Raw genomic sequence first — 26,811 nt, forward strand, 5'->3', positions numbered from 1 at the left:
AATACTCACATGGTATCTCGGATACGGGTTCTTTTCATCATACAAAATGATTGATGTTGACCTTAAATGTAGTTACAATATGTAAAACCAACCTTAAACGCCCGTTTGGAGGAGATTGTAGTGAAAAGCGAACAAACGCTTACGGTACGTGATATTTTACAACGCCCCTTGTTTCTGCAAGCCAAACTGATCGCCGGAAACAAAGGGATTACACGCAGCGTCGGGTGGATTCACATTCTGGAGATCACGAATGCCAAGCTTTTCACGAATCAACACGACCTCATCCTTACCACCGGACTCGGCATCCACGAGCATACCGAAATCCGCATGATGTACCTGCAGGAGCTGATCAACCAAAAAGCGGCCGGTTTATGCATTGAACTTGGGCCTTATTTGCCTTCCGTACCGCAGGATATGATCGATTTGGCGGAGCAGCATGACTTTCCGCTAATCGTTTTCGAGACGCCAGTCCGGTTTGTCGACATTACGCAGGATATCCATGCCCTGCTGATCAACAAGCAGTATCAGATTCTAAAGGACCTTGAATTATTTTCCCGCAAACTCCAGCAATTGACCTTGGAATCGACGAATATTCAAGCCATTCTCCGGCTGCTGCATGAGCATACTTCGGCCCAAGTCATCTATTATTCTTTGATCGACAAGCCTATCTTCTCCCCTTCCGTTTCACCCAAGATCGCCCAGGACCTGATCGCACGGTACCGTTTCGAAGTAGACAGCAATCCGTCCTCCTCACCGGAAAATTCATTACTGACCATTAACGAGAAAAAGACCATCGTTTCCCAGCCTGTCATTTGCTTAGGTCAAACCTTATCCCATGTCGGCATCATTGTGCACGATCAGGCACCGACGGATTACATGGTCCTGCTGCTTGATTACGCAGGTAAAGCCGTAGCCCATATTTTACTGCGCAAGCTTTTTCTCGAGCAAAAAACATCGGAAAACCATACCCAACTGATCAACGACATTCTCCAGTACAAGGTCGAAAACGAAGAACAAGCAATGGCACGAATCGGACTTCGTCCTCTAAACAAAGGCAAGTATCTGTTTATAGCCGGCATAATCGAAATCGAGCACAGTCTGATTATCGATGAAGAGGAACTCGAAGCCAAAAACCAAGATATTGTCGTCCTGCTTCGTTCGCTATTGTCGAAAAATGGCATATATAACCTGGTTTTGTCCAAAAATAACCAAATTTACTTGCTCTGTATCCGGGAATCGTTCGCTTCCGCCGTCTCCCCCACGATCTTAAAGGAACCGCTCTTAAAAACGCTGGAACAGTTACAAAACGCGATCAAGCATAATTTATCGAAGCACATTCGCATCCGGTCGGGATTTGGGCTTATGAAAGAGCAGCTTGTACATACGTCCCAAAGCTTTAAAGAAGCGTTCGACGCGCTGTCGGTAGCCCGGAAGCTGCCTGACGCGCAGACAAGTCCATTCTATGAAGAAATAGGCATTTATCAATTATTCAAGGGAATGTCCGATGTACAGCAGCTTTCCTATTTTGTAACGTATCATTTGGGGGACGTTATCGAGTACGATAAGCGGAACCATTCAAGCTTATTGGAAACGCTGGATAAATTTCTCTCATGCATGGGGGCCAAGCAGGAAACTGCCGAACAACTGTTCATTCATCGGCAAACCCTTTACCATAGGCTGGAAAAATTGGAGGAGCTGCTGGGCGAAAACTACTTGCGGCCGGACAATCGGATTTGTCTCGAGATAGCCCTGCGTGCCTATGATCTGTTAGGAAAGGAAAGCAGCTCTGAATAACGCTTGAGTCCGAAGTCATCATCACAGTACAGGAAGCGATAAATCGAATATCACAACCACAACCTGCTTCACCAGGAGGTGCACAGTAATGTTCATAAGATTTCATGGAAAAGCTATAAGCCCATTTACAAACCAGCCTTACGGTATATTTGCGGTCATTTATTTTCTTAAGCGTGATGGAAAATTGTCGTCCCTCGACCTCCAGCTGTACGAAACGACCGTTAACTGGTTTGAGGAACACCTGCCCAATCCCCCCTACTACGATGATCTCAATAACTCCATACGGGCAGTGACATGGTTCAAGGACAACGAGTCAACCCGGCACATGATCAACAATTTACAACCATTCTTTGATCTAGCTGAAAAGTATAGCGTAGAAATCATTAAATCGGTCGCCAACAAGCCCCCCGGGACGATTGTTTACGAAGATGCGCTGCAGATTGGGGTCACTGCGTTTGCATATCCGGCACAAAGTTGAAATCCAACGACAGCATACGGCCTCAAACTGAGTTATACCAACCCACTCCACCTGCTGTATACTTATGTATACATTGATGTAGGGCGGCGATCGATTCTTGAATAACATCCTTTCCAGCTGGAAGGCCATCCTCGTTCTGGCAGTCCCGGCCATAGTGGAAAACTTCCTTCAAAGCATGGTCGGCTTCGTAGACACATTATTCCTGTCTCAGCTTGGACTGCACGAAGTGGCGGCAGTCGGTATCGCCAATACGATGCTGCAAATTTATTTTGCCGTATTCCTGGCTATGGCTGCATGCTCGACCATCCTCGTGTCCCGCTCCTGCGGAGAAGGCAACCGGGAGCAGGTCATGAGAATTTGCTCTAACGCCATCCTGCTGACAGGCCTTATAGGCTGCCTGTTCGGCGTCGTATCCTTTTGCTTCGCGGAGCAGATTTTACAACTAATGGGCGCCGGCCCGGAGGTCATGGACTCTGGCACCACCTATTTCCGTATCGTAGCAACCCCCTCCCTGTTCATTGCCATGATGTATACGCTCGGAGCGTTATTCAGAGGAACCGGCGATACGAGAACACCGATGAAAGTCGGCCTCCTAATGAACGTCGTGCATATTTTGCTGGATTACGTACTCATGTTCGGCCTGTTCTTTCATGGATTCGGTATCGTCGGAGCAGCCGTTGCTACAGTATGTGCCCGAGTCATCGGCGTCCTTCTACTGCTTTGGTACCTGCACAAGCGGAGCCTGGTAGCCTGGAAGGCTAAGGTATGGAAGGTGAACCGGGACATCCTGAGGTCTCTGATACGGCTCGGCTTCCCTGCCGCTTTAGAGCGCTTGTTCATGCGGTTCGGTCAAGTCATATATTTCGGCATGATTATCCGCATGGGTGTCGAAATCTATTCCGCCCATACACTGGCCGGCAATTTCACATTATTTTCGACGATTATCGGCGGCGGCATTGCCACAGCCACGTCGGCACTGATCGGGCAGCAGCTCGGCGCGCGGGATATGCAGTCGGTGAAGCTGTACAGCAAAGCATCCGTTTCTCTCCAGATGCTCATCATGACTTTCATCCTCTTCCTTTTGTTTGCCAGCGCACCGTTGACGGCAAGGCTGTTTACAGACAACCACGCCGTCATCCTCCTTATCGTGACAGTATTGGGCATCGATACGTTGACACAGCCGGCCACGGCCGTTGTCACCTCCCTGACTTCTGTCCTGCAGGCAGGCGGAGACACCAAATATCCGATGTACGTTACCGCGGCAGGGATTTGGCTTATTCGAACAGCGGGAGTGTACCTGCTGGGCGTGTACTTTGGGTTGGGTCTGATGGGGGTTTGGATCGCAATCGGATTAGATAATTATGTCCGGGCCATCCTGTTGTGGCGCCGGTATCGTACATTTCAATGGATCCGCAGTGTATAACGAGAGGAGAATCCGCCATTCTAACGAATTTCAAGCAAAAAGCAAAGCAGCTCAAGTCGAATTTGATCGTTTTGTATTTATCCTATAGCGATCCGAGGGTCAAATGGTACGCCAAGCTTTTTGTGTTGTGCGTTGTGGCTTATGCGTTCAGCCCGATCGACCTTATTCCTGACTTTATCCCCATCCTCGGCTATGTAGACGATTTGATACTCGTCCCGTTAGGGATTTACCTCGCGCTCAAGATGATTCCAAGAGAAGTGATTGAGGGCAACCGGGCCCGAGCACAAGAACTTCAAAGCAGACCGAAGAACTGGTTTACGGCTGCCTTGTTCATCCTGATCTGGGTTTTGGCCGGTGTGTGGATTTCTATGTATGTTTATAAAAATTGGGTGCTTCGATAGATATAACAGAACTTGAAAGAGTCAGAGGCCCGGAGGAGTCTCTTGACTCTTTTTTTGCACAAATAGCTCGATATAGGTAAAATTTTATAAAATTCATGAACTTTGCTGTATATTTTCATTATTTTACAAGGACTTTAGGCTTATTATCGACATTTTATGCTATTATTTTCATGTATCTATTCTATCATCTATCATCACAACACCGATGCCTGCGATTACACCTTAAAAGGAGGATTTTATGATAAAAAAATTGTTTATTTTATGGCTTTGTACCGCATTTGTATTTGTTGGCAGTGCGACCTTTACAAACACAGCTTCTGCCGCGATCAGCAATCCCTTAGCGGCGAACGGCGAAGAAAGCATCAGCGTCAGCGGCTTTACTTCGGGCGCAACCTTGAAACTGTACCTGACCGATAACACGTTAAAGGCTACACAAGCCTCGGTTGCCGGTCCGACGTACACCTTCCTGAATGTCGAGCCGAACAGTCTCGGCTATTACGTGACTCAGACCGTTGGTCTTGAAGAAAGCGCCAACTCCCCCTTCGTCTCGGCAAGTCTGCGAACGCCTTCCGCCACTGCAGGCATCGGCTACGTGGACGCCAGCAACGTGTATCCCGGTGCCACGGTTACGCTGTATGATCTTGGCGGGCATACGATCTCAAGCACCCCTGTGGATCAAGGCAACGGAACGTATCGATTCAGCGGGTTGACCGCTAGAACGACCTACTACGTCATTCAAAGCATCAATGGGGTGAACAGCGTCAACTCCAGCTTCGTAACGGTACTGCCGGCCATACCGGATGCACCTGTGGCAGCGAATGGCGAAGAAAGCATCGGCGTCAGCAGCTTTACCTCAGGTGCTACCTTGAAGCTGTACTTGACCAACGGTACGCTAAAAGCAACAGAGCCTTCGGTCACAGCTGCAACCTACACGTTCCCGAATGTCGAGCCGAACGGCCCCGGCTACTACGTTACCCAGACAGTAAACGGTGAAGAAAGCGTCAACTCCAACTTTGCTGCTGCGAGTCTGCGAACGCCATCCGCCAGTGGCGGCATCGGATACATAGACGCAGGCAACATCTATCCGGGAGCGGCCATTACGCTATATGACGCAGACGGTCATTCTATACCGAGCACACCTGCGGATCAAGGCAATGGTACGTACCGATTCAGCGGATTAACGGCAAGAACCACGTATTATGTCATTCAAAGCATCAATGGGGTGAGCAGCGTCAACTCCAGCTTTGCAACGGTACTGCCAGCGGTGCCGGATGCGCCGACAGCTGCGAACGGCGAAGAAAGCATCAGCGTCAGCAGCTTCACTTCAGGCGCAACCTTGAAGCTCTATCTGACCAACGGCACGCTGAAGGCTACTGAGCCTTCGGTTACAACTTCCACTTACATCTTCCCGAATGTCGAGCCGAACAGCCTCGGCTACTACGTCACCCAGACAGTAAACGGAGAAGAGAGCGTCAACTCCAACTTTGCTGCTGCCAGCCTTCGGACACCAGCGGCTAGCGTGGGCATCGGTCATGTCGATGTCAGTAACGTGTATCCGGGTGCTGTAGTCACGCTGTATGATCTCGGGGGCAATCCCCTGTCGATTTCTCCTGCGGATCAAGGCAACGGAACGGTTCGCTTTAGCGGATTGGCTGCAAGAAGCACCTATTATGCCATACAAAGCATCAACGGCGTATCCAGTGTCAACTCCAACTTCGTAACCATACTTCCAGCGATGCCGGATGCGCCGACAGCTGCGAACGGCGAAGAAAGCATCAGCGTCAGCAGCTTCACTTCGGGTGCAACCTTGAAGCTGTATCTGACCAACGGCACGTTGAAGGCTACTGAGCCTTCGGTTACAGCTTCCACTTACATCTTCCCAAATGTGGAGCCGAATAGCCTCGGTTATTATGTAACCCAAACAGTGAACGGCGAAGAGAGTCAGAACTCCAGCTTTGTGTCAGCTAGCCTCAGGACCCCTGCTGCCAGTACAGATATCGGCCGCGTCGACGTTAGCAATATATACCCGGGAGCACACGTAACGCTGTATGAGTACACCGGTCTTGAAATATCGAGCAATCCAACTGCTATGGGATCCGGAACGGTACGATTTGACGGATTGGCCGCAACCCACTCCTATTATGCCGTACAGAGCATCAACGGTGTGATCAGCGCACCCACAAAAATTGTGACCGTGCCGTCCCTGCCTGCCCCTGTCCATTTAACGGCTGCCGCCGGCAGCAAACAAGTGACTTTGAACTGGAGCAGTGTAACCGGAGCAACCTATTACAGTATTTATATGGATTCCCCTGGAGGCCAATTCAGCCTGGCGACCGTAACGAACGTAACCTATACTACTTATACGATTCCGAACCTGATCAATGGAACGACCTATGCCTTTGTAGTAAGAGCGGGCAACCTTGGCGGCTTAAGCGGCAATTCCAACGAGGCGAGCGCTACGCCTGCGACGGTTCCGGCTGCACCTGCTGACGTCACGGCCGTTGCCGGGAACGGACTGGCTGTAATCACCTTTACCCCTCCGACGGACAATGGCGGAAGTGCCATTACGGGGTACACGGTGACAGCCTTGCCTGGCAACCTTGTCATTTCAGGTACGGAAAGTCCCATCACGGTCACTGGATTAACGAATGGCTTGAGTTATACCTTTACAGTGACGGCGATGAACGGACTTGGAAGCAGTACGCCTTCTGCCGAATCTAATGCGGTCGTGCCAGCATCAAGATCCAACCATGGGGGAAGCAGCAGCACATCGCAGCCTTCCACACCGACGGATGCAGCTGAACCCGACACGACCGGTGTAGATATTCTGGTTAACGGCAAAGCGGAAAGTGCAGGCACTGCGGTGACATCCAAGCGCAATGAGCAATCCGTAACTACCATTATTGTGGACCGGGCGAAGCTGGAAGAAAAACTCGCAGCCGAAGGCCAGCATGCTACCGTCACAATTCCTGTTTATAGCCAATCCGACGTTGTCATTGCCGAGCTCACCGGTCAAATGATTAAAAGCATGGAAGACAAGCAAGCCATTCTGGTATTAAAAACAGATCAAGCAGCTTATACGCTGCCTGCACAGCAAATCAACATCGCCTCTTTATCGGATAAACTCGGAAAATCAGTCGCTCTGCAAGATATCAAGCTTCAGATCGAAATTGCCGAACCGACGGCCGGTACCATACAAATGGCTGAGCATGCAGCCGCAAAAGGAACGTTCACGCTCGTTGTTCCGCCGGTTGACTTTACGATCCGTGCTGTTTATGGCGGCACATCGACCGAGGCTTCAGCATTCAGTGCTTATGTAGAACGCACCATCGCCCTTCCGGCAGAGGTGGATCCGAACAAAATAACAACAGGTACCGTTGTGGATCCGGATGGCACTGTTCGCCACGTGCCTACCAAAATTGTTGCCATCGACGGCAAGTATTACGCGAAAGTCAGCAGCTTGACAAACAGCACATACGCTATCGTGTGGCACCCGCTGGAATTCAAAGATGTCTCGAATCACTGGGCCAAAAATACGGCGAACGATATGGGCTCCCGGATGATCATTGATGGAACAGGCGATAGTCTATTCAGTCCGGACCGGGATATTACCCGTGCTGAATTTGCGGCAATTCTCGTTCGCGGCTTAGGGCTCAAGCCAGAAAATGGAGCCTCGCCCTTCTCCGACGTGAATACGGCAGATTGGTACAACGGTGCAATCCATACAGCCTATGCGTATCAGCTGATTAACGGCTTCGAGGACGGAACGTTCCGTCCGAACGACCGCATCACCCGTGAACAGGCCATGGTCATTGTTGCCAAAGCGATGACGATCACGAACCTGAAGTCGAAGCTTCCGAGCCAATCGGCGGACGAAACGCTTCGCCCGTACACAGATGCAGCTAACGCATCCGGTTGGGCCAAGAACGGCATCGCGGATAGCGTCCAGTCCGGCATTGTAGCCGGAAGAAGCGGCACAGAGCTTGCAGCGGGCGCTTACATCACGAGAGCCGAGGTTGCAGTGATTATTCAACGTTTGCTTCAAAAGTCTGATCTGATTTAATTCCTTCATTAATGGATAAACGGCCTTGCCGCCTTTAAGACGACAAGGCACAAATCTAAAGGCCATGCATCAACACTGGTACATTCATCCCTGTTGATGCATGGCCTTTTTTTCATACGGTTACTTTACGTTCTTGAAACACCTGCTTAGCCGTAAACATCGCATTGAGTACCCGCGGGAAGCCGACGTACGGCAGGCAGTGAGTAATCGCCTCCACAATCTCTTGCGGAGAAAGCCCTACATTTAACCCCGCATGAATGTGAACTTGCAGCTGCGGCTCGCATCCCCCTTGGGTAACCAAGGTCGATATCGAGACAAGCTCCCTCTGCCTTAAATCCAAGCCCTCCCTGGAATATACATCCCCAAAGGCGAATTCCACCACATATTTCCCCAGATCCGGAGCAATGTCCTTTAAGGACTCGACCACATTCGGCCCCGCTTCTCCGTCAATTTGTCTCAGCTTCTCCCAACCGCGCTCATAACGTTCCGTTGTCGTCATTCTAATCCCTCCAAATATAGTAAATAGCAGCTGCATAGCTAGATGCTACATCTTAGAGCGCGCTCTAACGCAAGAGGTTTTTTATTAAAAAATAACAAAAGACCGCCTCCACAAAAAACAACGTGAAGGCAGTCTTAGTCTTCCACAAGCCTATTCTTACTTCGCTGTCAGCAGCACATTGGCTGCGGTTGCCCAATTCCCAACCGGGGTTACCGTGTACGTCGTACCCGCCGTCAGCTTGCCGTTTTGCTGAATATCGAACACCCCGACCGCACCCTTGCGGCTTTGATATTTGTAGCTCGCTGTCAGCTTTTCCCCGTTCGGTGCCGTCAAGGTCACGCTGCGGCCGGAGAACAGCTCATCGCCCGGATCCTGCGCTAACGTCACGTTAATAGAGGAATCGCTGACGGCTTCCGCTCCGGTAAGCTGCAATGCGTCAAATGCTTTGGCGACAAAGCTGGAGTTGGCCACGTTCGCCCAATCCGAGGTGACGGTATATTTCACACCAGGTGTGAGGACTTGCCCTTCAGGCATACGGAATTTCGGCTCCTGCTTCCCGTCCGTAGACTGCGTGAAAGGCACATACTTGGCTACGATCGGCTGCCCGCCTTCCGGTGTAATCGTGACTTGACGAGCCTGCATCGAGGAAATCACCTGATATGTCGTCCCGTTCGCCTGGTTGTTCTCATCCAATACGAAGGCGTTGGCGCCGCGACCGCCGCTGTAGGCGGAGATGACATAACCGTAATCGACCACTCCATTGGCTTTCAACGATTCAATCTCAAACGTATCGCTCGTCACCTGTGTCGGCTGAGTCATATCGAGCTTGATATCGCTGCCTGTGAATGCGCCGGCCTTTTGACCTTTGTAGCTCAACTCATAGGAAGCACCCGCTTTTTGCACGGATGTAGGCACGATATAGGTTGCGATGGAGCCGGTTTTCAAGCGCGGCATATTCGTCAAGGTCAAACCATCGTTGAATGCGAAGTCCGCTTTGGCTTTATCAAACGCCTCATCCGTGCCGGTCAGAGGAGCGTCGAAGGTCACGATCAATGTGATGGCATTCAATGCTTTCACGCTGGTTACTCTCGCTTTCTCCGAAGAGATGGCTTCATGCGCCGTCTTCAGCAAATAAGCAGCCTCGCCGCGGGACACGTTGCTGTTGGCCGAATAAAACTTTTCCATCCAGTAGTTGACGGATTTGACATCGCGTTTGAGTGCCTTAGCTACGATCTGTACCAATTCAGCATCCGTTACAAGTCCATTCGGATTAAATTTCCCATCCGGCGCCTGCATAATATCAAGCCCTACTAACTGCGATGCATAGCTGTAATACCAAGCATGGGCGTCCACATCTGTAAGGGCTGCAGTACTTTTAGCTTGTCCTTGCAATTTAAAGGTCAAGGCGACCATTTTGGCAATTTCGGCGCGCGTTACTTGATTTTGCTGACGCATCGATTGATCCTCATAGCCATGTAAAATGCCGAGCTCAGACAATGCAGTTACAGCGGCTTCGATAGCTTGATTCGATAATTCCGAGGAAACAGCTGCGGTTTCCTTATCATTGCCTGCCGCCTGAACATTCATTACGGCGTAAGGCAGGGAGGTGAGCCCCAGGACTGCGGCCACCATCAGGGCGGCTGCTTTTTTATGATGTCGTTTCATTCCATTATTCCTCCTCATGGGTTGTTGTTGCCTGTACCTTTATCATAGAGGAGAGAAATAAACAGCCTCGAAACAACATATTAACAATTTCTAAAATGAACATGAACAATTTTAAAAATTCAACGCTTGCTTCGATCCCCGCTGCCAGTGCATCGATTACAATCGGATCCCGGAAGGAAGGAATATCGATCAGTGTGAGCGGTCTGGAAGGCTTGCTGACTTGAATGATTCGCTTCTGAACAGGGTAAATTAGAAGCAGGGTTACTCAACCTTGTACCTTCACCCAAATTTGTCTGAATTTCGATCAAATATTGAACATTCCTTGAACAAAACTTGCAAAGTGTGCTATACTAAGAAAAAGAAAACACTTACAAAGGAAACGGAAGTGATCATTATGACGACGAAAACCGTAACTGTCAGCAGCGTACGTCACAATGAGAGGGATGTACAACGTTTAGTTAACTGGATGACAGGAGCAGCATGGTCTATTCTTACGATCGGTATCCTGCTGTGTCTATCCAATGTTCAACATTTTAGCGACCGCAATCCATCGCTCATGGTGGGACTCGGCTTTTTGGTGGGCAGCGTCTTCATTTATGTTATCCGCACAGCCATCCACCTCGTCCATTCCCGGATGCAGCAATCGGACTCGGACGACATCCAACTCTAATATTTGACAAGACCATACAGGTTTTTACCATGAAACCCCTTTAAGATTGAATCTTAGAGGGGTTTTTGTTTGCCAAAAATTAATAATCATCTTTTTCGTGAACTTTATTTTACAGAAAAAAGACGAAACCTTGACGTATTTGTTAACAGCAGCGAAATCTCGTTTAATATCTGTTATCTTAAGAAATAGATAAGAACGTTCCATATTTCACATGAGATCCGAGCGTTCAGAGAACTTGAGGAGATGATATTACATGCGATTAACGAAAAAGGCTGCACGATTTGTGGCTCCGCTGGCTTTCCTGCTGATGCTCGTTCTTCTCTCAGGCTGCGGGGAATCCATGATGGTCATGGATCCGAAGGGCCCGATCGCGGCGGGTCAAAGGGATCTCATCATTACCGCATCCATTCTATGCGGCATTATTTTGGTTCCCGTTCTGATACTGACCGCTTATATTGTTTGGCGGTATCGTGATAAGCCGGACAATAAAGCTTCCTATAAGCCAAACTGGTCCCACAGCACAACTATGGAGATCGTTTGGTGGAGTATTCCGATCATTATCATCATTGCGCTGGCAGCTGTAACGGCTCGTGACACGTATGCTTTGGAACCATCCAAACCCATCGTTTCCGAGAAAAAGCCGATTACGATCCAAGCTACGTCCCTCGACTGGAAATGGTTGTTCACTTATCCGGATCAAGGCATTGCAACGGTGAACTACATCGCCATTCCGGAAGATACGCCGATCAAATTCGAGCTGACCTCGGATGCGCCGATGAACTCGTTCTGGATTCCGCAGCTGGGCGGCCAAATGTACACGATGTCCGGCATGGCGATGACCTTGTTCCTGCAAGCGGATGAGCAAGGCGATTACTTCGGTACAGGCGCTAACTTCTCCGGCGAGCACTTTGCCGATATGAAATTCCAGGTTCATGCCACGTCCGACGAACAGTTCAATAACTGGGTCAAAGACGTGAAACAAACCGCCACTCCGCTTACGATGGAAGGCTACAATCAATTGGCGCTTCCAGGTAAAGCGAACAAGGAGCTCTACTCTGCTTTCCCGGACGGACTGTTTAACTTTATTGTAACGAAATACACGGCTGGCAGCGGACACGCTCATCATGGTTCCGGCAGCGGTGGGGAGACAACTCCGAAACAAGAAGCACCGAAATCGACTGAAGGCAAAAAAACTAGCATGGACCATAGCAGTATGAAAATGGACATGACGAATCATTCAGGACATTAATCATCATGAAAGGGGGCACTTCTATGTTGGATGCTATTAAAGATTTTGCATCATGGTTTTTCGTTACCGGCGACCCGATGATTCTCGGCGCACAGGTTAGTATCGCGCTTGCTATGGTAGCCATCGTGTTCGTGCTGACGTATTTCAAAAAATGGGGCTGGCTGTGGCGCGAATGGCTTACCACGGTTGACCATAAACGTATCGGTATTATGTATATTTTATGTTCTATTCTTATGCTGTTCCGCGGCGGGGTAGACGCCCTGCTCATGCGGGTTCAGTTAGCGGTGCCTAATGCCCAGTTCCTGGAGCCGGAGCATTACAACCAAATCTTTACGACGCATGGCGTTATCATGATTTTGTTCATGGCGATGCCGCTCATGTTCGGTTTGTTCAACGTTGTCGTACCTTTGCAAATCGGCGCACGCGACGTTGCCTATCCATTCTTGAACTCGCTCAGCTTCTGGATGTTCTTCTGGGGCGCCATGCTGTTCAACGTCTCCTTCATCATCGGCGGATCGCCGGATGCAGGCTGGCTGGCTTATCCTCCGCTCTCCGAGCTGTCTCATAGCCCGGGCGTCGGACAAAACTTTTACATCTGGGGCATTCAAATCTCCGGTATCGGGAGCTTGGCAACAGGGATCAACTTTATCGTCACGATCCTCAAAATGCGTACTCCCGGCATGAAAATGATGCAAATGCCGATGTTTACCTGGTCTGTATTTTCCAGCTGTATCATGATCATTTTCGCTTTCCCGATTTTGACTGTAACCTTGGCATTGCTGTTCCTGGACCGCTTCATGGGCGCTCACTTCTTTACACTTGCCGGCGGCGGGAATCCGATGATGTATATCAACCTGATCTGGATGTGGGGTCACCCCGAGGTGTACATTGTCGTCGTACCGGCATTCGGTATTTTCTCCGAAGTCGTAGCTACGTTCTCGAAGAAAAAGTTGTTTGGTTATAAATCAATGGTTTTTGCCATGCTGATTATAAGCGTCCTTTCCTTCTTCACCTGGGTGCATCACTTCTTCACGATGGGCTCCGGCGCAGACGTGAACGTCTTCTTTGCTATCACGACGATGGCCATTGCCATCCCGACCGGGGTGAAAATATTTAACTGGCTGTTCACCATGTTCCGCGGACGGGTTTCGTATCCGACTCCGATGCTGTGGACGGTCGCCTTCATTCCGTGCTTTGTCATCGGCGGGATGACCGGGGTTCTGCTCTCGGTTGCACCGGCGGACTTCCAGTTCCATAACAGCTACTTCCTGATCGCTCACTTCCACCAAGTGTTGATCGGCGGCGTTGCCTTCGGTTACTTCGCAGGTCTGTACTACTGGTGGCCAAAAATGTTCGGCTTCTCATTGAACGAGCACCTGGGCAAATGGGCTTTCTGGCTGTGGAACATCGGTTTCTATGTATGCTTCATGCCGCAATATTTCTTGGGTCTTGATGGAATGACACGCCGTACGTATTCGTACGATTTCGATATGGGCTGGGGCCCGTTGAACATGGTATCCACCGTCGGCGGTTTCTTGATGGGGATCGGGTTCATTTTCCAAGTATGGCAAATTGCTTACAGCATTAAGCATAACAAACGCGACGTGACTGGCGATGCCTGGAACGGCCGCACGCTGGAATGGTCGATTCCTTCCCCTGCACCGGTGTACAACTTTGCGGTACTGCCTCAAGTGAAGCATACCGATGACTGGTGGGAGACGAAGGAAGAACGCGCTAAAGGCATCGCACCTGCGCCGCAGGCGCCGTTGGAGCCGATCCATATGCCGAAAAACTCAGCGATTCCATTTATTAAATCAGCTCTTTGGTTCTTTGCCGGATTCGGCTTTACATGGGGCTGGCTGTGGCTGGCGATCCCATCGATGATCGGTGTCCTCATCTGCATGCTGGTACGTTCGTTCTCTTACGATACGGACTATTACATTCCGGTAGATGAGATTAGACAGACAGAAGCAAAGCTAAGGGGGGCGAAGGTCTAATGGCACATGCGGTAACTCAGCACGGGCATGACCATCATGAGCACGAGCACCATGATCACGAATCGCTCAAAACATTCGGATTCTGGATATTCCTGATTACAGACTGTATCTTATTCGGCACCTTGTTCGCCACTTATATTGTACTGCGGGGCAACACAGCCGGCGGCCCTACCGCCGAGGAGCTGTTCCAAATACCCGGTATTATCGCGGAAACGTTCATCCTGCTGACGAGCAGCTTCACCAGCGGTTTGGCCGTACTGGCCATGCACAAGGGCAACAAAAACCAGCTGATCGGCTGGTTGGCCGTAACCGCGCTGCTGGGCGCATCCTTTATCGCTTTAGAGGTTACCGAGTTCGTGCACATGGTGACGAACGAAGGGGCGACTATCGCGACAAGCGGCTTCCTGTCCGCCTTCTTTACACTTGTCGGTACGCATGGTTTGCACGTATCGCTCGGTCTATGCTGGATGATCGGATTGATGATTCAGCTGAAGAAACACGGCATCACACCTGTTACGAAACGGAAAGTCGATGTCATCAGCTTGTACTGGCACTTTTTGGACGTCGTATGGATTTTCGTCTTCACGGTCGTCTATTTGATGGGGGTGATGTAAGATGAGTCAAGCGAATTCCAATTCCCACGGTCACGGACATGGTCACGACTCGCATTCCGGCTCGCACGGATCGCTCAAGTCTTATGTCATCGGTTTCCTGCTGTCGATCGTGCTGACCATCATTCCGCTTGTCGTCATTCTGAATCATATGTTCGGCGAGACGACGCGAATTGTTATTATTCTCATCATGGCTATTCTTCAATTCGTCGTGCAGTTGTTCTTCTTCATGCATTTGAAAGAAGGCGAGAACGCACGATGGAATATGATGACCTTGATTCTCGGTCTGATCATCCTGCTGACTATCATTGCCGGATCGATCTGGATCATGACTTACAATCAGGTAGCACATTAATCACTTGCAAAACAGGCTTCCCTCAGAGCTTCATGGGAGGCCTGTTTCTTTATTTGTCCGCCAACGAAAAGAGCGCCACTCTAACCGGCTAGTTTCAGCCCGACTGCAGAACTAAGGACCAAGCCGATACACAAGATACGCATGAAACTGCGCGGCTCCTTGTAAAAGATCATTCCGAGGATCGCACCTCCTGAAGCGCCGATTCCTGTCCATACAGCGTAAGCCGTACCCATCGGAAGTGTTTTCATGGCCAACGACAAAAATATAAAACTAAGACCAAACCCGGAAATCAAAAGTATGAACGATTTCCAATTGCGGGATTGATTAAATTTGTTAATCAGCAATACTCCGCTCATTTCAAAAAGCCCGGCCAAAATCAAATATATCCAACTCATCCCCCACTAACCTCCTCTTTCTTCTTGCTTAGCTTCTTCAGTCCGATCACTCCGATGAGTAACAGTCCAATGAAAGCCACTTTCAAAACACTTACCGCAGAATGAAACAATAGGATCTCTGCTACGACAGTTCCCGTGGTCCCTAGGCCGACAAACACAGCGTATACCGTTCCAACCGCTAAGGAACGGGCCGCCTTTAGCATCAAATAAAAACTGATGCACATAGCGATAACTGTACCACCCCATTCCACAAAGCGATCCGCATGCTTTAACCCTATAACCCAAGCAACCTCGAAAATAGCCGCTAGAATGACTGAAACCCACGTTTTGTTCATGACATGCTCCTCCTTAAACTTTCTTGGTTATTTGGGCCATAAAAAAAAGCCTGAGACATAAACCGCATCATGCAGTCTATCTCCCAGGCTTTTATCCCTCCGTGTCACAACCAAGCGGCTGTGCGTTTTCTCTCGGACCAGTCCAGTCTTGAAGCTGCGGAACCCTAGAAAACATTTTTATTCAGTTATTGAATAAGGCCATACTAACACGCGATGTAATGTATGTCAATTCACAATTTCCCCCACTATTCTGCCCGTTTCCCCAAAGAAAATGGGGCATCCTCCAGCCTGCTCGCTATACCAGCACTTTGGTCATAATAAAATCAATTTGTTTTTCATCGCCCATATAAAAAGAGTGAGCTCCAGTATGAGCAAAACCCATTTTTTTATAAAAGGCAATTGCGTTCTCATTCTTTTCCCAAACACCAAGCCACATATTCTTTTTGTTTTGTCTGAGGGCTATGTCCACCGCTTTGTTTAGCAGGTATTTCCCAAGTCCTTTTCCTTGACATTTGTATCGAATATAAATCCTCTCGATTTCGAGTGACTCATCCCCCATTTCTTCAGACTGAGCATCATCGGTATTGACCTTTAAATATCCGGCGAGCTCTTCATTAAGACAAATGAAAAAGAATTCTGAAGAACGATTGGACAATTCCGTTTCCAATTGTTTAGAGTTAAAGGCTTTTTCCAAGTAGGCCTTCATATTTTCAGGTGAATTCTGATCTTTAAATGTATCGTTGAAGGTTTCAATACTTATTTTTTGGAGTATTTGTAAATCTTCAAGGCTGCACTTTTTTATATTTACAGTCATTTTAAATGTTGCTCCTTATATCAAATCAATAATTTCGCTTGTTTCCCTTTTTCACAAATTCCCAGTCAATTTCTATATTTTTTCTGACTCTTTGAAGAAGATGAAAAATGGTTTCTACTTCGCTTTCGGAAAATCCCGCTAAGGCTACACGATTCGAATGATCATTTTCTCTTTGTATAAAAGGAAATACTTGTTTCCCTTTTTCTGTTGGAACAAGCTTTTTGATTTTTTTGTTATGTTCATCATTTTTCTTTTCTATAAAGCCATTCATTTCAAGGTTTTTGATTGCACGAGCTGCGGTGGTTCGGTCTACTTTAATCATTTCAGCTAGTTTTTCTTGAATGATTTCTGGGTTCTCGCAGATTCGGACAAGGTATAAATACTGCCCTTTTGTAAGGTCATACTCCTTAAATTCAATATTGCTTATCGAATCTAACGCCCTGGCAATCATCCCAATTTCACGTAGGATTTCCTCCATATATGCAGCTCCATCTTTTTTAGTTAACCGGTGTTTAAATAAATAATACAACATTTTTGTTGCATTTACAACAAAATAAACACATTAATCTTGAAGAGCCCATTAGTATCGAGGCTCAACGAACAAAAAGCCCATCCAAACGTCATAACTGACGCTTGAATGAGCTTTTTTCATTTCATCTCAACGTACCCTGACTGCGGCTTACCAGAAGCCGCCGTACGGTGGAAATCCGCCGTAGCCGGGACCATAAATTCCAGCTCCCGGATAACCCCCGTAGGCATAATTGCCTGCATACGGTGCTGTTCCGACAGCAAGCAGATCGAACAAGACGAGAGGAATCAGCGCGGAAGTCTTCACTTGCTTCCCCTTCTTCGGAGCTAATACCAGCTCATTGCCGCTGATCCGAACCAGCTTGCCGCTAACGGTCGTTCCATCCTTTTTTAGCGCATAAACGGTTTTCCCAATCAGCTTACGGACATCTTTTTTCAGTACTGCTTTTTGCAAGTACGTCCACCTCCAAGTAGCGTTGGGCAGCTGCCCTTCAACAATCGAACTACGCTATATTGTACGGAGATAGATGTCCGCTTGCTTGTTCAAAAGCCCGCTTCCTGTCCCATTTTTCCTGAATCTGCCGTGCAGGGAGACAAGGATTACGCCTTGCGCAGGCGTCCCAGTTCCTTTGTAATGGCCTCAATCTCGCTAATGCTAAATTGGGCTTTTCCCGCTACCATCTCATAAATATCCCGCAAATCCTCATACTGCTCATCGTTCAAGGCCGTTGCCTTCAACGCCGCACCGGTAGCCATGCGCAGCTTTTTCTTTATTTCCTCGATCATAAATTCCGAATTTTCGAAGGTGTTCTCAGTTAAATTCATTTGGGTAGACTCATCCTCTCTCGCTTTTACTCATTGTACCACGTTTGGAGAGGCTTCGCCCTATGCCCGAATTCCTTCGCACAAAAAGTCAACGTGCAGCTCCGCAAGCCGCTTCACATCTTCATATGACTGCCGGTAACGTATATTGTAAGAGATAAAGCCGTGCATGGACATGAACAAGCTCCAGGGCATCGTATACATCTTCTGCTCATTGCCCGGCTGCAGCGACAGGGCGGAACGTACAACCGTAGAGAACAGATCCAGGCACTGGGCTTGCAGGGTCCGGGAATACAGCTGAAGCTCGGCATCATTGATCATAAACATGATCTCGTAATGATACGGATTCTCCAAGCCGAACCGGATAAACTCAAGCATCAGCTTCTCCAGCTGCCCCTTCTTGCCCATCCGGCTGCGGCTGATCATTTCCTTCTGTCTCTCCAGAAGGGTATGAAAATCTTTATTAACAAGCGCATAAAACAGCTCCGCTTTTTCTTTAAAATGATAGTACAATGCCCCGTGACTGTAACCCATCGCTTTGGCGATGCTGCGCATCGTTAAAGTATGATAGCCGTGCTCAGCGAAAAGCTGCCTCGCTTCCTCCAGTATCCTCTCGCGACTCAGCTCCTGTGCCACTGCTTTTCTGGCCAACAAGACTCATCTCGCTTTCGTAGTATTCTATTTTCTCTCCACTTTAATAGTTTATCACTTTATTGCAGCAAAGCAAGAGAAAAAGGCAGCTTCATTTATAAAAATTACTTATACAACTTTCATCGTTCGCTATGTTTCGACAAAGACAAGCTGTACATTGCATTGCAGCCCCTTTGGAGTCATCTCCTCATTCGCCCGTACCTAGTTAGCCACAAAAAAACGACCGGTCCCAGTTAGGGCTACGGCCGCTCCTTATGTTCTACATAACGTTCTTCCCCAGCGAGAATCACGCCTTGTCCTTGCGTCACATCGGTCATCCAAGCTATGAATCGGTCCGCCTCCTCTGCAAGCGGAAGGCACGTAATCGTCACTTTATCCGTGAAGTGAGTCTCCCCAAGCAGCGTTTCCCGGTTGCGGAGCTCATTTTCCACCTTGCCGTGCCAGGTATAGTCTATTTCCACCAGTACTTCCTTGTGCAGCACTTGATATACCTGCCCGGCCGCAGCCAAGCCGGCTACAGCTCCATCAGTGTAGGCGCGTATCAGCCCGCCTGCTCCGAGCATAATGCCGCCGAAATACCGTGTCACGACGACGGCCACATTTTTCAGTCCCTGATTCTTGATCACTTCCAGAATCGGCTTGCCTGCCGTTCCGCTCGGTTCTCCGTCATCGGACTGCTTCTGAATCTCGTCCCGTTCCCCGATCATGTACGCGGAGCAGTTGTGCGTTGCCATACTATGCTCTTTTTTAATACTCGTAATGAATTGAATGGCTTCCTCCTCGGTCGCCACCGGCTTGGCATGCCCGATAAACCGCGACCTCTTGATCACGATTTCCGCTTTTCCTTCCTGCTTAACCGTTCTGTATTGTGCCAGCATCCGTCCACCTGCTTTCTTCCCAACCCGTTATCCGTCGTCGATGAGAAAAAAAGCAGCCACCCTTCATCCAAAGGGTGAACCGCTCTTCTCGTCTTTTCATGCAGCTGTTACTTTGTCAGTCTCGCTTCCAGCTCCGCTTTTTCCTTCTCAAAGCCCGGCTTGCCCAGCAAAGCAAACATGTTGCGTTTGTAAGCTTCTACACCCGGCTGGTCAAACGGATTGACACCCAGCAGGTAACCGCTGATACCGCAAGCTTTTTCAAAGAAATAAACCATATAGCCGAAGGTATACGGACTCATGTCCGGCAAAGTCACGATCAGGTTCGGAACGCCCCCGTCCGTGTGAGCCAGCATGGTGCCCTCGAACGCTTTTTTGTTAACGAAATCCATTGTTTTACCGCTCAGGAAGTTCAAGCCGTCCAAATTATCGGCATCCGTACCGATAGTAATATGATCCGCAACATCCGTCACTTGAATGACCGTTTCGAACAGCGTGCGATTGCCCTCTTGAATGAATTGACCCATGGAGTGAAGGTCTGTCGAGAAATCCACGGATGCAGGATAAATCCCTTTGTAGTCCTTACCCTCGGATTCGCCGAACAATTGCTTCCACCATTCGGAAACGAAGTGAAGCGAAGGCTCGTAGTTTACGAGAATTTCCGTCGTTTTACCCTTGCGGTACAAAGCGTTACGCACAGCCGCATATTGGTAGCTCGCGTTTTCCGCAAGGTTCGGATTCGAGAACGCTTCTCTGGCATCGGCTGCACCGCGCATCATCGCTTCGATGTCCACACCCGCTGTTGCGATCGGCAGCAAGCCAACCGCTGTCAGCACGGAATAACGGCCTCCTACGTCGTCCGGAATAATGAAGGACTCATACCCTTCCTCAGTCGCCAGCTTCTTCAGAGCGCCCTTCTCACGGTCTGTCGTAGCGTAAATCCGCTTGCGCGCCGCTTCTTTACCGTATTTTTTCTCCAGCAGCTCACGGAAAATACGGAATGCAATCGCAGGCTCCGTTGTCGTACCGGATTTGGAGATGACGTTCACGGAAATGTCTTTACCTTCAAGCAATTGCAGCAGATGCGTAACATACGTAGAGCTGATGTTGTTGCCTACGAAATATACTTCAGGCGTTTTGCGCTTGCCCTTCGGCAGCAGGTTGTAGAACGAGTGGGACAGCATTTCGATCGCTGCGCGCGCACCCAGGTAGGAACCGCCGATTCCGATTACGATCAGGGCATCGGAGTCCGATTGGATCTGCTTCGCCGCTTGCTGAATCCGTGCGAATTCTTCTTTATCATAGTTTACCGGAAGGTCGATCCAGCCTAAATAATCGTTGCCTGCACCGGTTTGGTTATGTAATTGCTCATGCGCTAGTTTAATCGGCTCCGCAAGATAGTCTACCTCATGCTGTCCGATGAAAGACAGGGCTTTACTGTAATCAAAAGATAGTTTGGCACTCATTCGTACTCCTCCTTATGGATAAAAAGGTCTATTTTCTTTCTAGTCAACTAAATTATAGAATACTGTAATATCCCTTTCAAAAGCAAGTCCGCCGTGCAAAAGGCAGTCCGCTACGGATGGCACACAGTGAGAAAAAAACCCTGCACTACTCTGCAGCGATATGCAGGATTGCAGGGTATGGGTGTTGATCCGTGTCGAATCCGCTCTTACTCCGCAATATAGGAGCAAACATAATCCGTAGGCGTTTTGATTTGCAGCTTGAACTTAGAATTCGCAGGTACAGTAAATTCGCCGGTGCCGTTAATGTGCAGCCACTCGCTTTGGCCTGGCAGCAGCACGCTCAGCTCGCCCGCTTGAATTTCCATAATTTCTTTGCTGTCGGTACCGAACTCGTAGTCCCCTGGGAGCATAACACCCAGCGTTTTTTTGGTGCCGTCTGCAAAGATGACCGTACGGCTCGTTACTTTGCCGTCAAAATAAAAATTCGCTTTTTTCAATATGGTGACTTGTTCAAATTGGGACATGGGTTTGTAATCTCCTTCTATACGGAAACCGGGTCCTTCATCGAGGACCCGGTCCTTTTTATAAAATGATGTTTATTTCAACAGCTGCTTTACGCGGGCAACGACATTCTCAACCGTGAAGCCGTACTCTTTAATCACAACCGGACCCGGCGCGGAAGCACCGAAACGGTCGATACCCAGTACGCTGCCTTGGTCGCCAACATAACGCTGCCAGCCGAAGGAATGGCCCATTTCAACGGCAAGACGGGCTTTCACGTCCGGCAGGAGCACGGAATCCTTGTACTCTTGGGATTGCTTGTCGAACAGCTCCCAGCTCGGCATGCTGATGACGCGAACTTGCACGCCTTCTTCCGCCAATTGCTTTTGAGCGGCAACAGCCAACTGTACTTCCGTACCTGTAGCGATAATTTGCGCTTGAGCTTTGCCGTTAGGCGCATCGGACAACACGTACGCACCACGGCTCAAGCTTGCATTCGCTTGCTCTGAACCTTCCAGCTTTGGAGCCGCTTGACGGGAGAAGATCAAGGCTACAGGGCCTTTCTTGTTCTCAACCGCATAGCGCCATGCCGCAGCGGTTTCGTCACCGTCCGCAGGACGAATAACGGTTACACCCGGGATGACACGAAGTGCAGCCAATTGCTCGATCGGCTCATGCGTAGGACCGTCTTCGCCAACGCCGATACTGTCATGCGTAAATACGTAGATCGCAGGCACGCCCATGATGGAAGCCAGACGAATCGCCGGACGCAGGTAGTCGGAGAAGACGAAGAACGTACCGCCGAATACTTTCAGACCGCCGTGCAAAAGCATACCGTTCACTGCAGCGCCCATTCCGAACTCACGTACGCCGAAGTAAATGTTTTGACCGCTGTAGTCCTTCGCCGTCATGACACCCAAGTCTTTCATGTGAGTCATGGTGGAGGACTCAAGGTCAGCCGATCCGCCCACGAGGGACTTCACGTTCTTGGCGATCGCATTCAGCACGATACCGGAAGCGGTACGTGTGCCTTTTTCGGCAGGTGCCGCAGCAGGAATATCTTTATCCCAGCCTTCAGGCAGATCGCCGTTCACAGCGGTTTGGAATTGCTGAGCCAGCTCCGGATATGCCTTCGCATACTCCGCAAACATTTGCTCCCATGCCGCGTTCGTTTGAATGCCTTTTTGCTTTACAGCAGCAAAGTGCGAGCGCACTTCTTCAGGCACATAGAAATGCTGATCTTCCGGCCAGCCGTAAGCTTTTTTCGTCAAAGCCACTTCGTCCACGCCAAGCGGGGAGCCGTGAGGACCGACGTGTCCGCCTTTACCTGCTTTGTTCGGGGAACCGAAGCCAATAATCGTCTTCACTTCGATCAAGGTCGGACGAGGATCTTGCTGCGCTTCCGCGATAGCCTTATCCAGCGCGTCCAGATCGTTGCCGTCCTCTACGCGAAGCACCTGCCAGCCGTAGCCTTCGAAACGCTTCTTCGCGCTCTCGGAGAACGACAGGCTCAATTCGCCGTCAAGGGAGATATCGTTGGAATCGTACAGCACGACCAGCTTGCCCAGCTGCATATGGCCTGCAAGGGAAGCTGCCTCGGAGGAGATCCCTTCCATCAAGTCCCCGTCGCCGCAAATGGCATACGTATAGTGGTCCACTACTTTATATTGATCTTTATTGTAAACTGAAGCCAGATGAGCTTCAGCCATCGCCATACCTACCGCCATACCGAAGCCTTGTCCCAAAGGTCCTGTCGTTGCATCGACACCCGCTGTGTGGCCTACTTCCGGGTGACCCGGCGTTTTGCTGCCCCACATACGGAACTGCTTGATCTCTTCCATAGGAAGATCATAACCGCTCAAGTGTAGAAGGCTGTATAACAGCATGGAACCGTGTCCTGCAGACAGCACAAAACGGTCACGGTTAATCCAAGTCGGATTGTCCGGGTTGTGGTTCATAAATTTCGCGAACAGCTCGTACCCCATCGGTGCAGCGCCCATCGGCATACCTGGGTGTCCGGACTTCGCCTTTTCAATTGCATCGATAGAAAGTGTGCGGATCGTATCGATAGACAATTGTTCAATAGCTTTATTCGTTACAGTCATCTTTGAACCTCCTAATTGGTTTGGAGCAGCACTGCACGCATCCTGCCGGATACCCGGCACGACTGGAATCGCCGCAGTTGTTCACGTGTGCAAGGAAAATTGACACAATTACTCACTTGCACCATTTTACCATTGTCCGTTACAGTTTGCCACCATTAACCTGAATCCTATTCAAAAAAATATCGTTCTTTTATCCTTCACAATTCGTTTATTTTATTAATAAAAGTACGTCCAACGCAAAGGATTTCCCGTCTCTTTGGCGAATATGTACAATTCGGATTTACTCATCAATATCGTTATTTTAAAACGGTGGGAGTCGATTATGAACCATCTGTTGCTGGAACTGGCCAACACGCGTCATACGTATCGCAAAATGATCAATTTATACTGGGCGACGATCATTTTAACGGTGATGCTGGAATACTTGATTCATCGTATGAAGTCCGGGACAACGCCGGAATATTTCCTTAGCACCCTAGTGCTTCAAGCCATAGGACTTGCCGTCGCCACCGGCGTGACGGAAATGCTGTACCGCTATCGCAAAGTACAAAGCGATGACCTGCTTATTATCACGGGCATCATCTATGCTTCATCCATCATCTATATCAACCCGACCATCGGCATTGTACCTGCGATTTATATTTTCCCTATCCTTACTTCCATGCTCTCCTTCAACAAGAACCGCATTCTGCTAGCTTTCACACTCGTTCTCCTTTGTTTTGGATTGCTTTATACATTGACTCCGGAGCTTCGCATCGCCATGCAGCCCATCCATATCATCGGTGTCCTCTTCCTGTATATCGGCGTCACGATCATTGCCTTGTCCATAACCTCGAGCGGCATCGAGCTGCTTAATAATCTGCGGCAAGCGACCGAAGCGAAGCAAGAGCTCCTCGTCAAAAATATTATTATGGACAAGCTGTCCAAAATGGATGCTTTAACCGATTTGTACAATCATAAAACGTTCCATGAATACCTGGAGAAGTTGATCGAGCAGAACGAGCGCAACCAGCTGTCCCTCCAGCTGGCGATTATGGATATCGATAATTTCAAAAAAATTAACGACACCTACGGCCATTGGGTCGGCGATATTATTTTACAGCGGGTGGCGAATCTCATTAAAGAGACCGTAACCCCCAATGATTTTGTCGCCCGCTACGGCGGAGAAGAATTCGCGGTGATTTTTACAGAAAAAACGCTGGAGCAATCGCACAGGCTTGTGGAGCAAATTCGCCAGCAATGCGCGATGACGCTTCATACCGAGCTGGATTCCCAGGCGGCTACCCTGAGCATCGGCCTGCAGAATTACAACAAGGGTGAAGGCAAGGAAGCGCTGTTCAAGGGCGCGGATGCTTCCCTATATGCCGCCAAACGGACGGGAAAAAATAAAACGGTGATCCAATCGGTTATGATCGACCATAAAGGGGCATAGCCATGCATCGTTCTTCCTTCATGTCACGGGCAGGAACCGGTATGCTCTACGGGCTCGTCTCAGGCGTCGGGCTCGCATTGTTCCTGAAGGCGGTGCAAGCCATGACCGGATCACGCGTGTATACACTGCTTCTCAACGTAGACTTCGTACCGTGGAACGAGCTGATGGGCAGACCGGTGCTCCCGCTTCCGGAATGGTTCGAATTCAGTCTTCATCTTATCGTTTCCTTCATTATTGGTGTCGTGTTCGTTGAGGGCCTGAGGATCGAAGCCGCTTGGAAGGTTACTTGGTCTGCCCGTTCCTTCGCCTGGACCTGGGGGGCACTGCTCGGCCTCATCCCGATTCCGCTCTACGTTCCCCTCTCGCTGCTTTCGGAACGAACGCCCCGGCTCGATGACGGTGAAGCATGGTGTTGGTGGGCTGCCGGCCACCTGCTGTACGGACTGCTGCTGGGCTGCTTTGCACGGCTTAAGGATTGGATGAAACGCGGAATGCCAAAAAAGACGGATTCGCTTCGGTAGCGATCCGTCTTTTTTAATTTATGCCATTAATTAAATACAACCGTCTTATTGCCGTGTACGATCACGCGGTCCTCGACATGCCAGGATACGGCACGTGCCAGAACGATCCGCTCGATATGACGGCCGATTCGCTTCAAATCGTCCACATTGTCGCGGTGGCTCACCCGCTGCACGTCCTGCTCGATAATCGGCCCGCCGTCCAGCTCCTCAGTTACGTAGTGAGCTGTCGCTCCGATAATCTTAACCCCGCGATTATGCGCCTGCGCATAAGGCTTGCCGCCCACAAAGGCGGGAAGGAAGGAATGGTGGATATTGATAATCCGGTTCGGGAAATATTCGATAAACTTCGGCGAGATGATCTGCATGTAACGGGCCAGTACTACCGCGTCCACTTGATCCACAACCAGCTCCAGCTGTTTGCGCTCCGCCTCCGCCTTCGTATCCGCAGTCACCGGTACGTGATGGTACGGGACCCCGAAGGATTCAACCAGGCTGCGCATTTCATTGTGGTTGCTGATGACCATGGCGATATCGGCATCCAGATCTCCCGCCTGCCACTGCCACAGCAGCTCCAGCAGCGCATGGTCTTCCTTGGACACGAAGATCGCAAGACGCTTCTTGCGGCTCGCCCGGTTTACGCTCCACTTCATTTGGAACTTCTCCGCGATGGCGGAGAAATCCGATTTCAACTGCTCGCGGCGTGTATCGAGATCCTCCAGATCGAATTCGATCCGGATGTAGAACATGCCTCCGTCATGATTCGTATATTGATCGGATTGGACGATATTGGCTCCATACTCGTACAGGAACCTCGATACCGTGGCAACAATGCCCGGTTGATCGGGACAAGACACAAGCATCCGTGCGCGATTTTTCATATCGTCCCGTTGGGTTTTAGGTAATACAGTCGGTGTCATAATTGCAAACTACTCCTTCATCGTATCTATTAAAAAAAGGTAACGAGGCTAATTAGAATTAACCACAAGTTGTCGAGAAACCCTTATTACTAAAAATTTGTTCGTAAACAGAGGCAGGGTATTCCCTGGAGGAGCGATAGCGTCCGCCTTTGTTATCGGGAACGATTCCACTGCAAACCAATAGAAAACATTAGTTCCCGAATAACAACAGCGGCTGGAGGGGAATGCCCTACCGGAGACTATT

Annotated in this window: 26 protein-coding genes and 1 riboswitch; of the genes, 12 read left to right on the forward strand and 14 right to left on the reverse strand. The window is 49.4% G+C overall.

What is annotated here, in order from left to right; translation table 11 throughout:
* The first annotated feature begins 120 nt into the window (after positions 1–120).
* The 5 genes from CF651_RS00410 (at position 121) to CF651_RS32710 (ending at position 8,159) form a co-directional block, all read left to right on the forward strand.
* Positions 121–1,794: a PucR family transcriptional regulator gene (locus tag CF651_RS00410; RefSeq protein WP_179232628.1), complete on the forward strand. Its 1,674-nt coding sequence runs from the start codon at positions 121–123 to the stop codon at positions 1,792–1,794.
* Positions 1,795–1,882: 88 nt separating this feature from the next.
* Positions 1,883–2,272 carry a hypothetical protein gene (locus tag CF651_RS00415; RefSeq protein ID WP_094012864.1) on the forward strand — a complete coding sequence of 130 codons (390 nt, stop codon included), beginning with the start codon at positions 1,883–1,885 and terminating at the stop codon, positions 2,270–2,272.
* Between the two features lie 97 nt (positions 2,273–2,369).
* Positions 2,370–3,695, forward strand: coding sequence for an MATE family efflux transporter (locus tag CF651_RS00420; RefSeq protein ID WP_245855572.1), 1,326 nt, complete (start codon positions 2,370–2,372; stop codon positions 3,693–3,695).
* On the forward strand, positions 3,677–4,096 hold the full coding sequence (locus tag CF651_RS00425; protein WP_179232629.1) for a YkvA family protein: 420 nt from the start codon (positions 3,677–3,679) through the stop codon (positions 4,094–4,096). Before CF651_RS00420 ends, CF651_RS00425 begins: the two co-directional genes overlap by 19 nt.
* A gap of 238 nt (positions 4,097–4,334) precedes the next feature.
* Complete coding sequence (locus CF651_RS32710; protein WP_094012865.1) at positions 4,335–8,159, forward strand: S-layer homology domain-containing protein; 3,825 nt, start codon at positions 4,335–4,337, stop codon at positions 8,157–8,159.
* Between the two features lie 112 nt (positions 8,160–8,271).
* Here CF651_RS32710 and CF651_RS00435 read toward each other — a convergent pair whose 3' ends face one another.
* Positions 8,272–8,658, reverse strand: a complete 387-nt coding sequence (locus CF651_RS00435; RefSeq protein WP_094012866.1) for a carboxymuconolactone decarboxylase family protein — start codon at positions 8,656–8,658, stop codon at positions 8,272–8,274.
* Positions 8,659–8,814: 156 nt separating this feature from the next.
* Complete coding sequence (locus CF651_RS00440) at positions 8,815–10,323, reverse strand: S-layer homology domain-containing protein (RefSeq protein ID WP_094012867.1); 1,509 nt, start codon at positions 10,321–10,323, stop codon at positions 8,815–8,817.
* 394 nt (positions 10,324–10,717) lie between these two features.
* On the opposite strand from CF651_RS00440, the gene CF651_RS00445 reads away from it, so the two are divergent.
* The 5 genes from CF651_RS00445 (at position 10,718) to cyoD (ending at position 15,205) form a co-directional block, all read left to right on the forward strand.
* On the forward strand, positions 10,718–10,993 hold the full coding sequence (locus tag CF651_RS00445; RefSeq protein WP_094012868.1) for a hypothetical protein: 276 nt from the start codon (positions 10,718–10,720) through the stop codon (positions 10,991–10,993).
* Between the two features lie 253 nt (positions 10,994–11,246).
* Positions 11,247–12,242: a ubiquinol oxidase subunit II gene (gene cyoA, locus CF651_RS00450; RefSeq protein ID WP_094012869.1), complete on the forward strand. Its 996-nt coding sequence runs from the start codon at positions 11,247–11,249 to the stop codon at positions 12,240–12,242.
* A gap of 23 nt (positions 12,243–12,265) precedes the next feature.
* Positions 12,266–14,239, forward strand: a complete 1,974-nt coding sequence (locus tag CF651_RS00455; RefSeq protein ID WP_094012870.1) for a cbb3-type cytochrome c oxidase subunit I — start codon at positions 12,266–12,268, stop codon at positions 14,237–14,239.
* Positions 14,239–14,853, forward strand: coding sequence for a cytochrome o ubiquinol oxidase subunit III (gene cyoC / locus CF651_RS00460; RefSeq protein ID WP_094012871.1), 615 nt, complete (start codon positions 14,239–14,241; stop codon positions 14,851–14,853). The genes CF651_RS00455 and cyoC overlap by 1 nt, the downstream gene beginning before the upstream one ends.
* 1 nt (position 14,854) lies before the next feature.
* Positions 14,855–15,205: a cytochrome o ubiquinol oxidase subunit IV gene (gene cyoD / locus CF651_RS00465; RefSeq protein ID WP_094012872.1), complete on the forward strand. Its 351-nt coding sequence runs from the start codon at positions 14,855–14,857 to the stop codon at positions 15,203–15,205.
* Positions 15,206–15,285: 80 nt separating this feature from the next.
* Here cyoD and CF651_RS00470 read toward each other — a convergent pair whose 3' ends face one another.
* From CF651_RS00470 to tkt, 11 genes are all read right to left on the reverse strand, one after another.
* Positions 15,286–15,600 carry a DMT family transporter gene (locus CF651_RS00470; RefSeq protein WP_094012873.1) on the reverse strand — a complete coding sequence of 105 codons (315 nt, stop codon included), beginning with the start codon at positions 15,598–15,600 and terminating at the stop codon, positions 15,286–15,288.
* Positions 15,597–15,935, reverse strand: coding sequence for a DMT family transporter (locus CF651_RS00475; RefSeq protein WP_094012874.1), 339 nt, complete (start codon positions 15,933–15,935; stop codon positions 15,597–15,599). Before CF651_RS00475 ends, CF651_RS00470 begins: the two co-directional genes overlap by 4 nt.
* Positions 15,936–16,013: 78 nt before the next feature.
* A riboswitch (guanidine-I (ykkC/yxkD leader) is annotated at positions 16,014–16,114 on the reverse strand.
* Positions 16,115–16,230: 116 nt separating this feature from the next.
* Positions 16,231–16,749 (reverse strand): spermidine/spermine N(1)-acetyltransferase, encoded by a 519-nt coding sequence (paiA, locus tag CF651_RS00480; protein WP_094012875.1) that lies wholly within the window; start codon positions 16,747–16,749, stop codon positions 16,231–16,233.
* 25 nt (positions 16,750–16,774) lie between these two features.
* The gene (locus tag CF651_RS00485; RefSeq protein ID WP_094012876.1) at positions 16,775–17,227 is read right to left on the reverse strand and encodes a MarR family winged helix-turn-helix transcriptional regulator; all 453 of its coding nucleotides are present in this window, start codon (positions 17,225–17,227) and stop codon (positions 16,775–16,777) included.
* A gap of 201 nt (positions 17,228–17,428) precedes the next feature.
* Positions 17,429–17,731: a 50S ribosomal protein L33 gene (locus CF651_RS00490; protein ID WP_094012877.1), complete on the reverse strand. Its 303-nt coding sequence runs from the start codon at positions 17,729–17,731 to the stop codon at positions 17,429–17,431.
* Positions 17,732–17,877: 146 nt separating this feature from the next.
* Complete coding sequence (locus tag CF651_RS00495) at positions 17,878–18,102, reverse strand: DUF1128 domain-containing protein (protein ID WP_094012878.1); 225 nt, start codon at positions 18,100–18,102, stop codon at positions 17,878–17,880.
* 60 nt (positions 18,103–18,162) lie between these two features.
* On the reverse strand, positions 18,163–18,750 hold the full coding sequence (locus tag CF651_RS00500) for a TetR/AcrR family transcriptional regulator (protein ID WP_094012919.1): 588 nt from the start codon (positions 18,748–18,750) through the stop codon (positions 18,163–18,165).
* A 239-nt stretch (positions 18,751–18,989) separates the two neighbouring features.
* The gene (locus tag CF651_RS00505; protein WP_094012879.1) at positions 18,990–19,628 is read right to left on the reverse strand and encodes a YigZ family protein; all 639 of its coding nucleotides are present in this window, start codon (positions 19,626–19,628) and stop codon (positions 18,990–18,992) included.
* A gap of 107 nt (positions 19,629–19,735) precedes the next feature.
* Positions 19,736–21,091, reverse strand: a complete 1,356-nt coding sequence (locus CF651_RS00510; protein ID WP_094012880.1) for a glucose-6-phosphate isomerase — start codon at positions 21,089–21,091, stop codon at positions 19,736–19,738.
* A 206-nt stretch (positions 21,092–21,297) separates the two neighbouring features.
* A complete protein-coding gene (gene ppnP, locus CF651_RS00515; RefSeq protein WP_094012881.1) occupies positions 21,298–21,615 on the reverse strand; it encodes a pyrimidine/purine nucleoside phosphorylase in 318 nt (105 codons plus the stop codon).
* Positions 21,616–21,687: 72 nt separating this feature from the next.
* A complete protein-coding gene (tkt, locus tag CF651_RS00520; protein WP_094012882.1) occupies positions 21,688–23,697 on the reverse strand; it encodes a transketolase in 2,010 nt (669 codons plus the stop codon).
* Between the two features lie 322 nt (positions 23,698–24,019).
* On the opposite strand from tkt, the gene CF651_RS00525 reads away from it, so the two are divergent.
* Together CF651_RS00525 and CF651_RS00530 are read left to right on the forward strand one after the other, a co-directional pair.
* The gene (locus CF651_RS00525) at positions 24,020–25,129 is read left to right on the forward strand and encodes a GGDEF domain-containing protein (RefSeq protein WP_179232630.1); all 1,110 of its coding nucleotides are present in this window, start codon (positions 24,020–24,022) and stop codon (positions 25,127–25,129) included.
* A gap of 2 nt (positions 25,130–25,131) precedes the next feature.
* Positions 25,132–25,650 (forward strand): hypothetical protein, encoded by a 519-nt coding sequence (locus CF651_RS00530; RefSeq protein ID WP_179232631.1) that lies wholly within the window; start codon positions 25,132–25,134, stop codon positions 25,648–25,650.
* 26 nt (positions 25,651–25,676) lie between these two features.
* Here the strand turns inward: CF651_RS00530 and purU are convergent, their stop codons facing one another.
* Positions 25,677–26,567 carry a formyltetrahydrofolate deformylase gene (gene purU / locus CF651_RS00535; RefSeq protein WP_094012884.1) on the reverse strand — a complete coding sequence of 297 codons (891 nt, stop codon included), beginning with the start codon at positions 26,565–26,567 and terminating at the stop codon, positions 25,677–25,679.
* Positions 26,568–26,811: the final 244 nt, after the last annotated feature.

The sequence above is a fragment of the Paenibacillus rigui genome, from assembly GCF_002234615.1.
In the GTDB taxonomy this organism is placed as follows: domain Bacteria; phylum Bacillota; class Bacilli; order Paenibacillales; family NBRC-103111; genus Paenibacillus_S; species Paenibacillus_S rigui.

Bases quoted from the DNA above. Each gene is read 5' to 3' on its own strand.
- cyoD (WP_094012872.1), top strand. From the start codon at position 14,855: ATGAGTCAAGCGAATTCCAATTCCCACGGTCACGGACATGGTCACGAC.
- CF651_RS00415 (WP_094012864.1), top strand. From the start codon at position 1,883: ATGTTCATAAGATTTCATGGAAAAGCTATAAGCCCATTTACAAACCAG.
- purU (WP_094012884.1), bottom strand. From the start codon at position 26,567: ATGACACCGACTGTATTACCTAAAACCCAACGGGACGATATGAAAAAT.
- CF651_RS00505 (WP_094012879.1), bottom strand. From the start codon at position 19,628: ATGCTGGCACAATACAGAACGGTTAAGCAGGAAGGAAAAGCGGAAATC.
- CF651_RS00530 (WP_179232631.1), top strand. From the start codon at position 25,132: ATGCATCGTTCTTCCTTCATGTCACGGGCAGGAACCGGTATGCTCTAC.
- CF651_RS32710 (WP_094012865.1), top strand. From the start codon at position 4,335: ATGATAAAAAAATTGTTTATTTTATGGCTTTGTACCGCATTTGTATTT.
- cyoA (WP_094012869.1), top strand. From the start codon at position 11,247: ATGCGATTAACGAAAAAGGCTGCACGATTTGTGGCTCCGCTGGCTTTC.
- CF651_RS00455 (WP_094012870.1), top strand. From the start codon at position 12,266: ATGTTGGATGCTATTAAAGATTTTGCATCATGGTTTTTCGTTACCGGC.
- cyoC (WP_094012871.1), top strand. From the start codon at position 14,239: ATGGCACATGCGGTAACTCAGCACGGGCATGACCATCATGAGCACGAG.
- paiA (WP_094012875.1), bottom strand. From the start codon at position 16,749: ATGACTGTAAATATAAAAAAGTGCAGCCTTGAAGATTTACAAATACTC.
- tkt (WP_094012882.1), bottom strand. From the start codon at position 23,697: ATGACTGTAACGAATAAAGCTATTGAACAATTGTCTATCGATACGATC.
- CF651_RS00475 (WP_094012874.1), bottom strand. From the start codon at position 15,935: ATGAACAAAACGTGGGTTTCAGTCATTCTAGCGGCTATTTTCGAGGTT.
- CF651_RS00435 (WP_094012866.1), bottom strand. From the start codon at position 8,658: ATGACGACAACGGAACGTTATGAGCGCGGTTGGGAGAAGCTGAGACAA.
- CF651_RS00470 (WP_094012873.1), bottom strand. From the start codon at position 15,600: ATGAGTTGGATATATTTGATTTTGGCCGGGCTTTTTGAAATGAGCGGA.
- CF651_RS00485 (WP_094012876.1), bottom strand. From the start codon at position 17,227: ATGGAGGAAATCCTACGTGAAATTGGGATGATTGCCAGGGCGTTAGAT.
- CF651_RS00510 (WP_094012880.1), bottom strand. From the start codon at position 21,091: ATGAGTGCCAAACTATCTTTTGATTACAGTAAAGCCCTGTCTTTCATC.
- CF651_RS00425 (WP_179232629.1), top strand. From the start codon at position 3,677: ATGGATCCGCAGTGTATAACGAGAGGAGAATCCGCCATTCTAACGAAT.
- CF651_RS00445 (WP_094012868.1), top strand. From the start codon at position 10,718: ATGACGACGAAAACCGTAACTGTCAGCAGCGTACGTCACAATGAGAGG.
- CF651_RS00495 (WP_094012878.1), bottom strand. From the start codon at position 18,102: ATGAATTTAACTGAGAACACCTTCGAAAATTCGGAATTTATGATCGAG.
- ppnP (WP_094012881.1), bottom strand. From the start codon at position 21,615: ATGTCCCAATTTGAACAAGTCACCATATTGAAAAAAGCGAATTTTTAT.
- CF651_RS00525 (WP_179232630.1), top strand. From the start codon at position 24,020: ATGAACCATCTGTTGCTGGAACTGGCCAACACGCGTCATACGTATCGC.
- CF651_RS00440 (WP_094012867.1), bottom strand. From the start codon at position 10,323: ATGAAACGACATCATAAAAAAGCAGCCGCCCTGATGGTGGCCGCAGTC.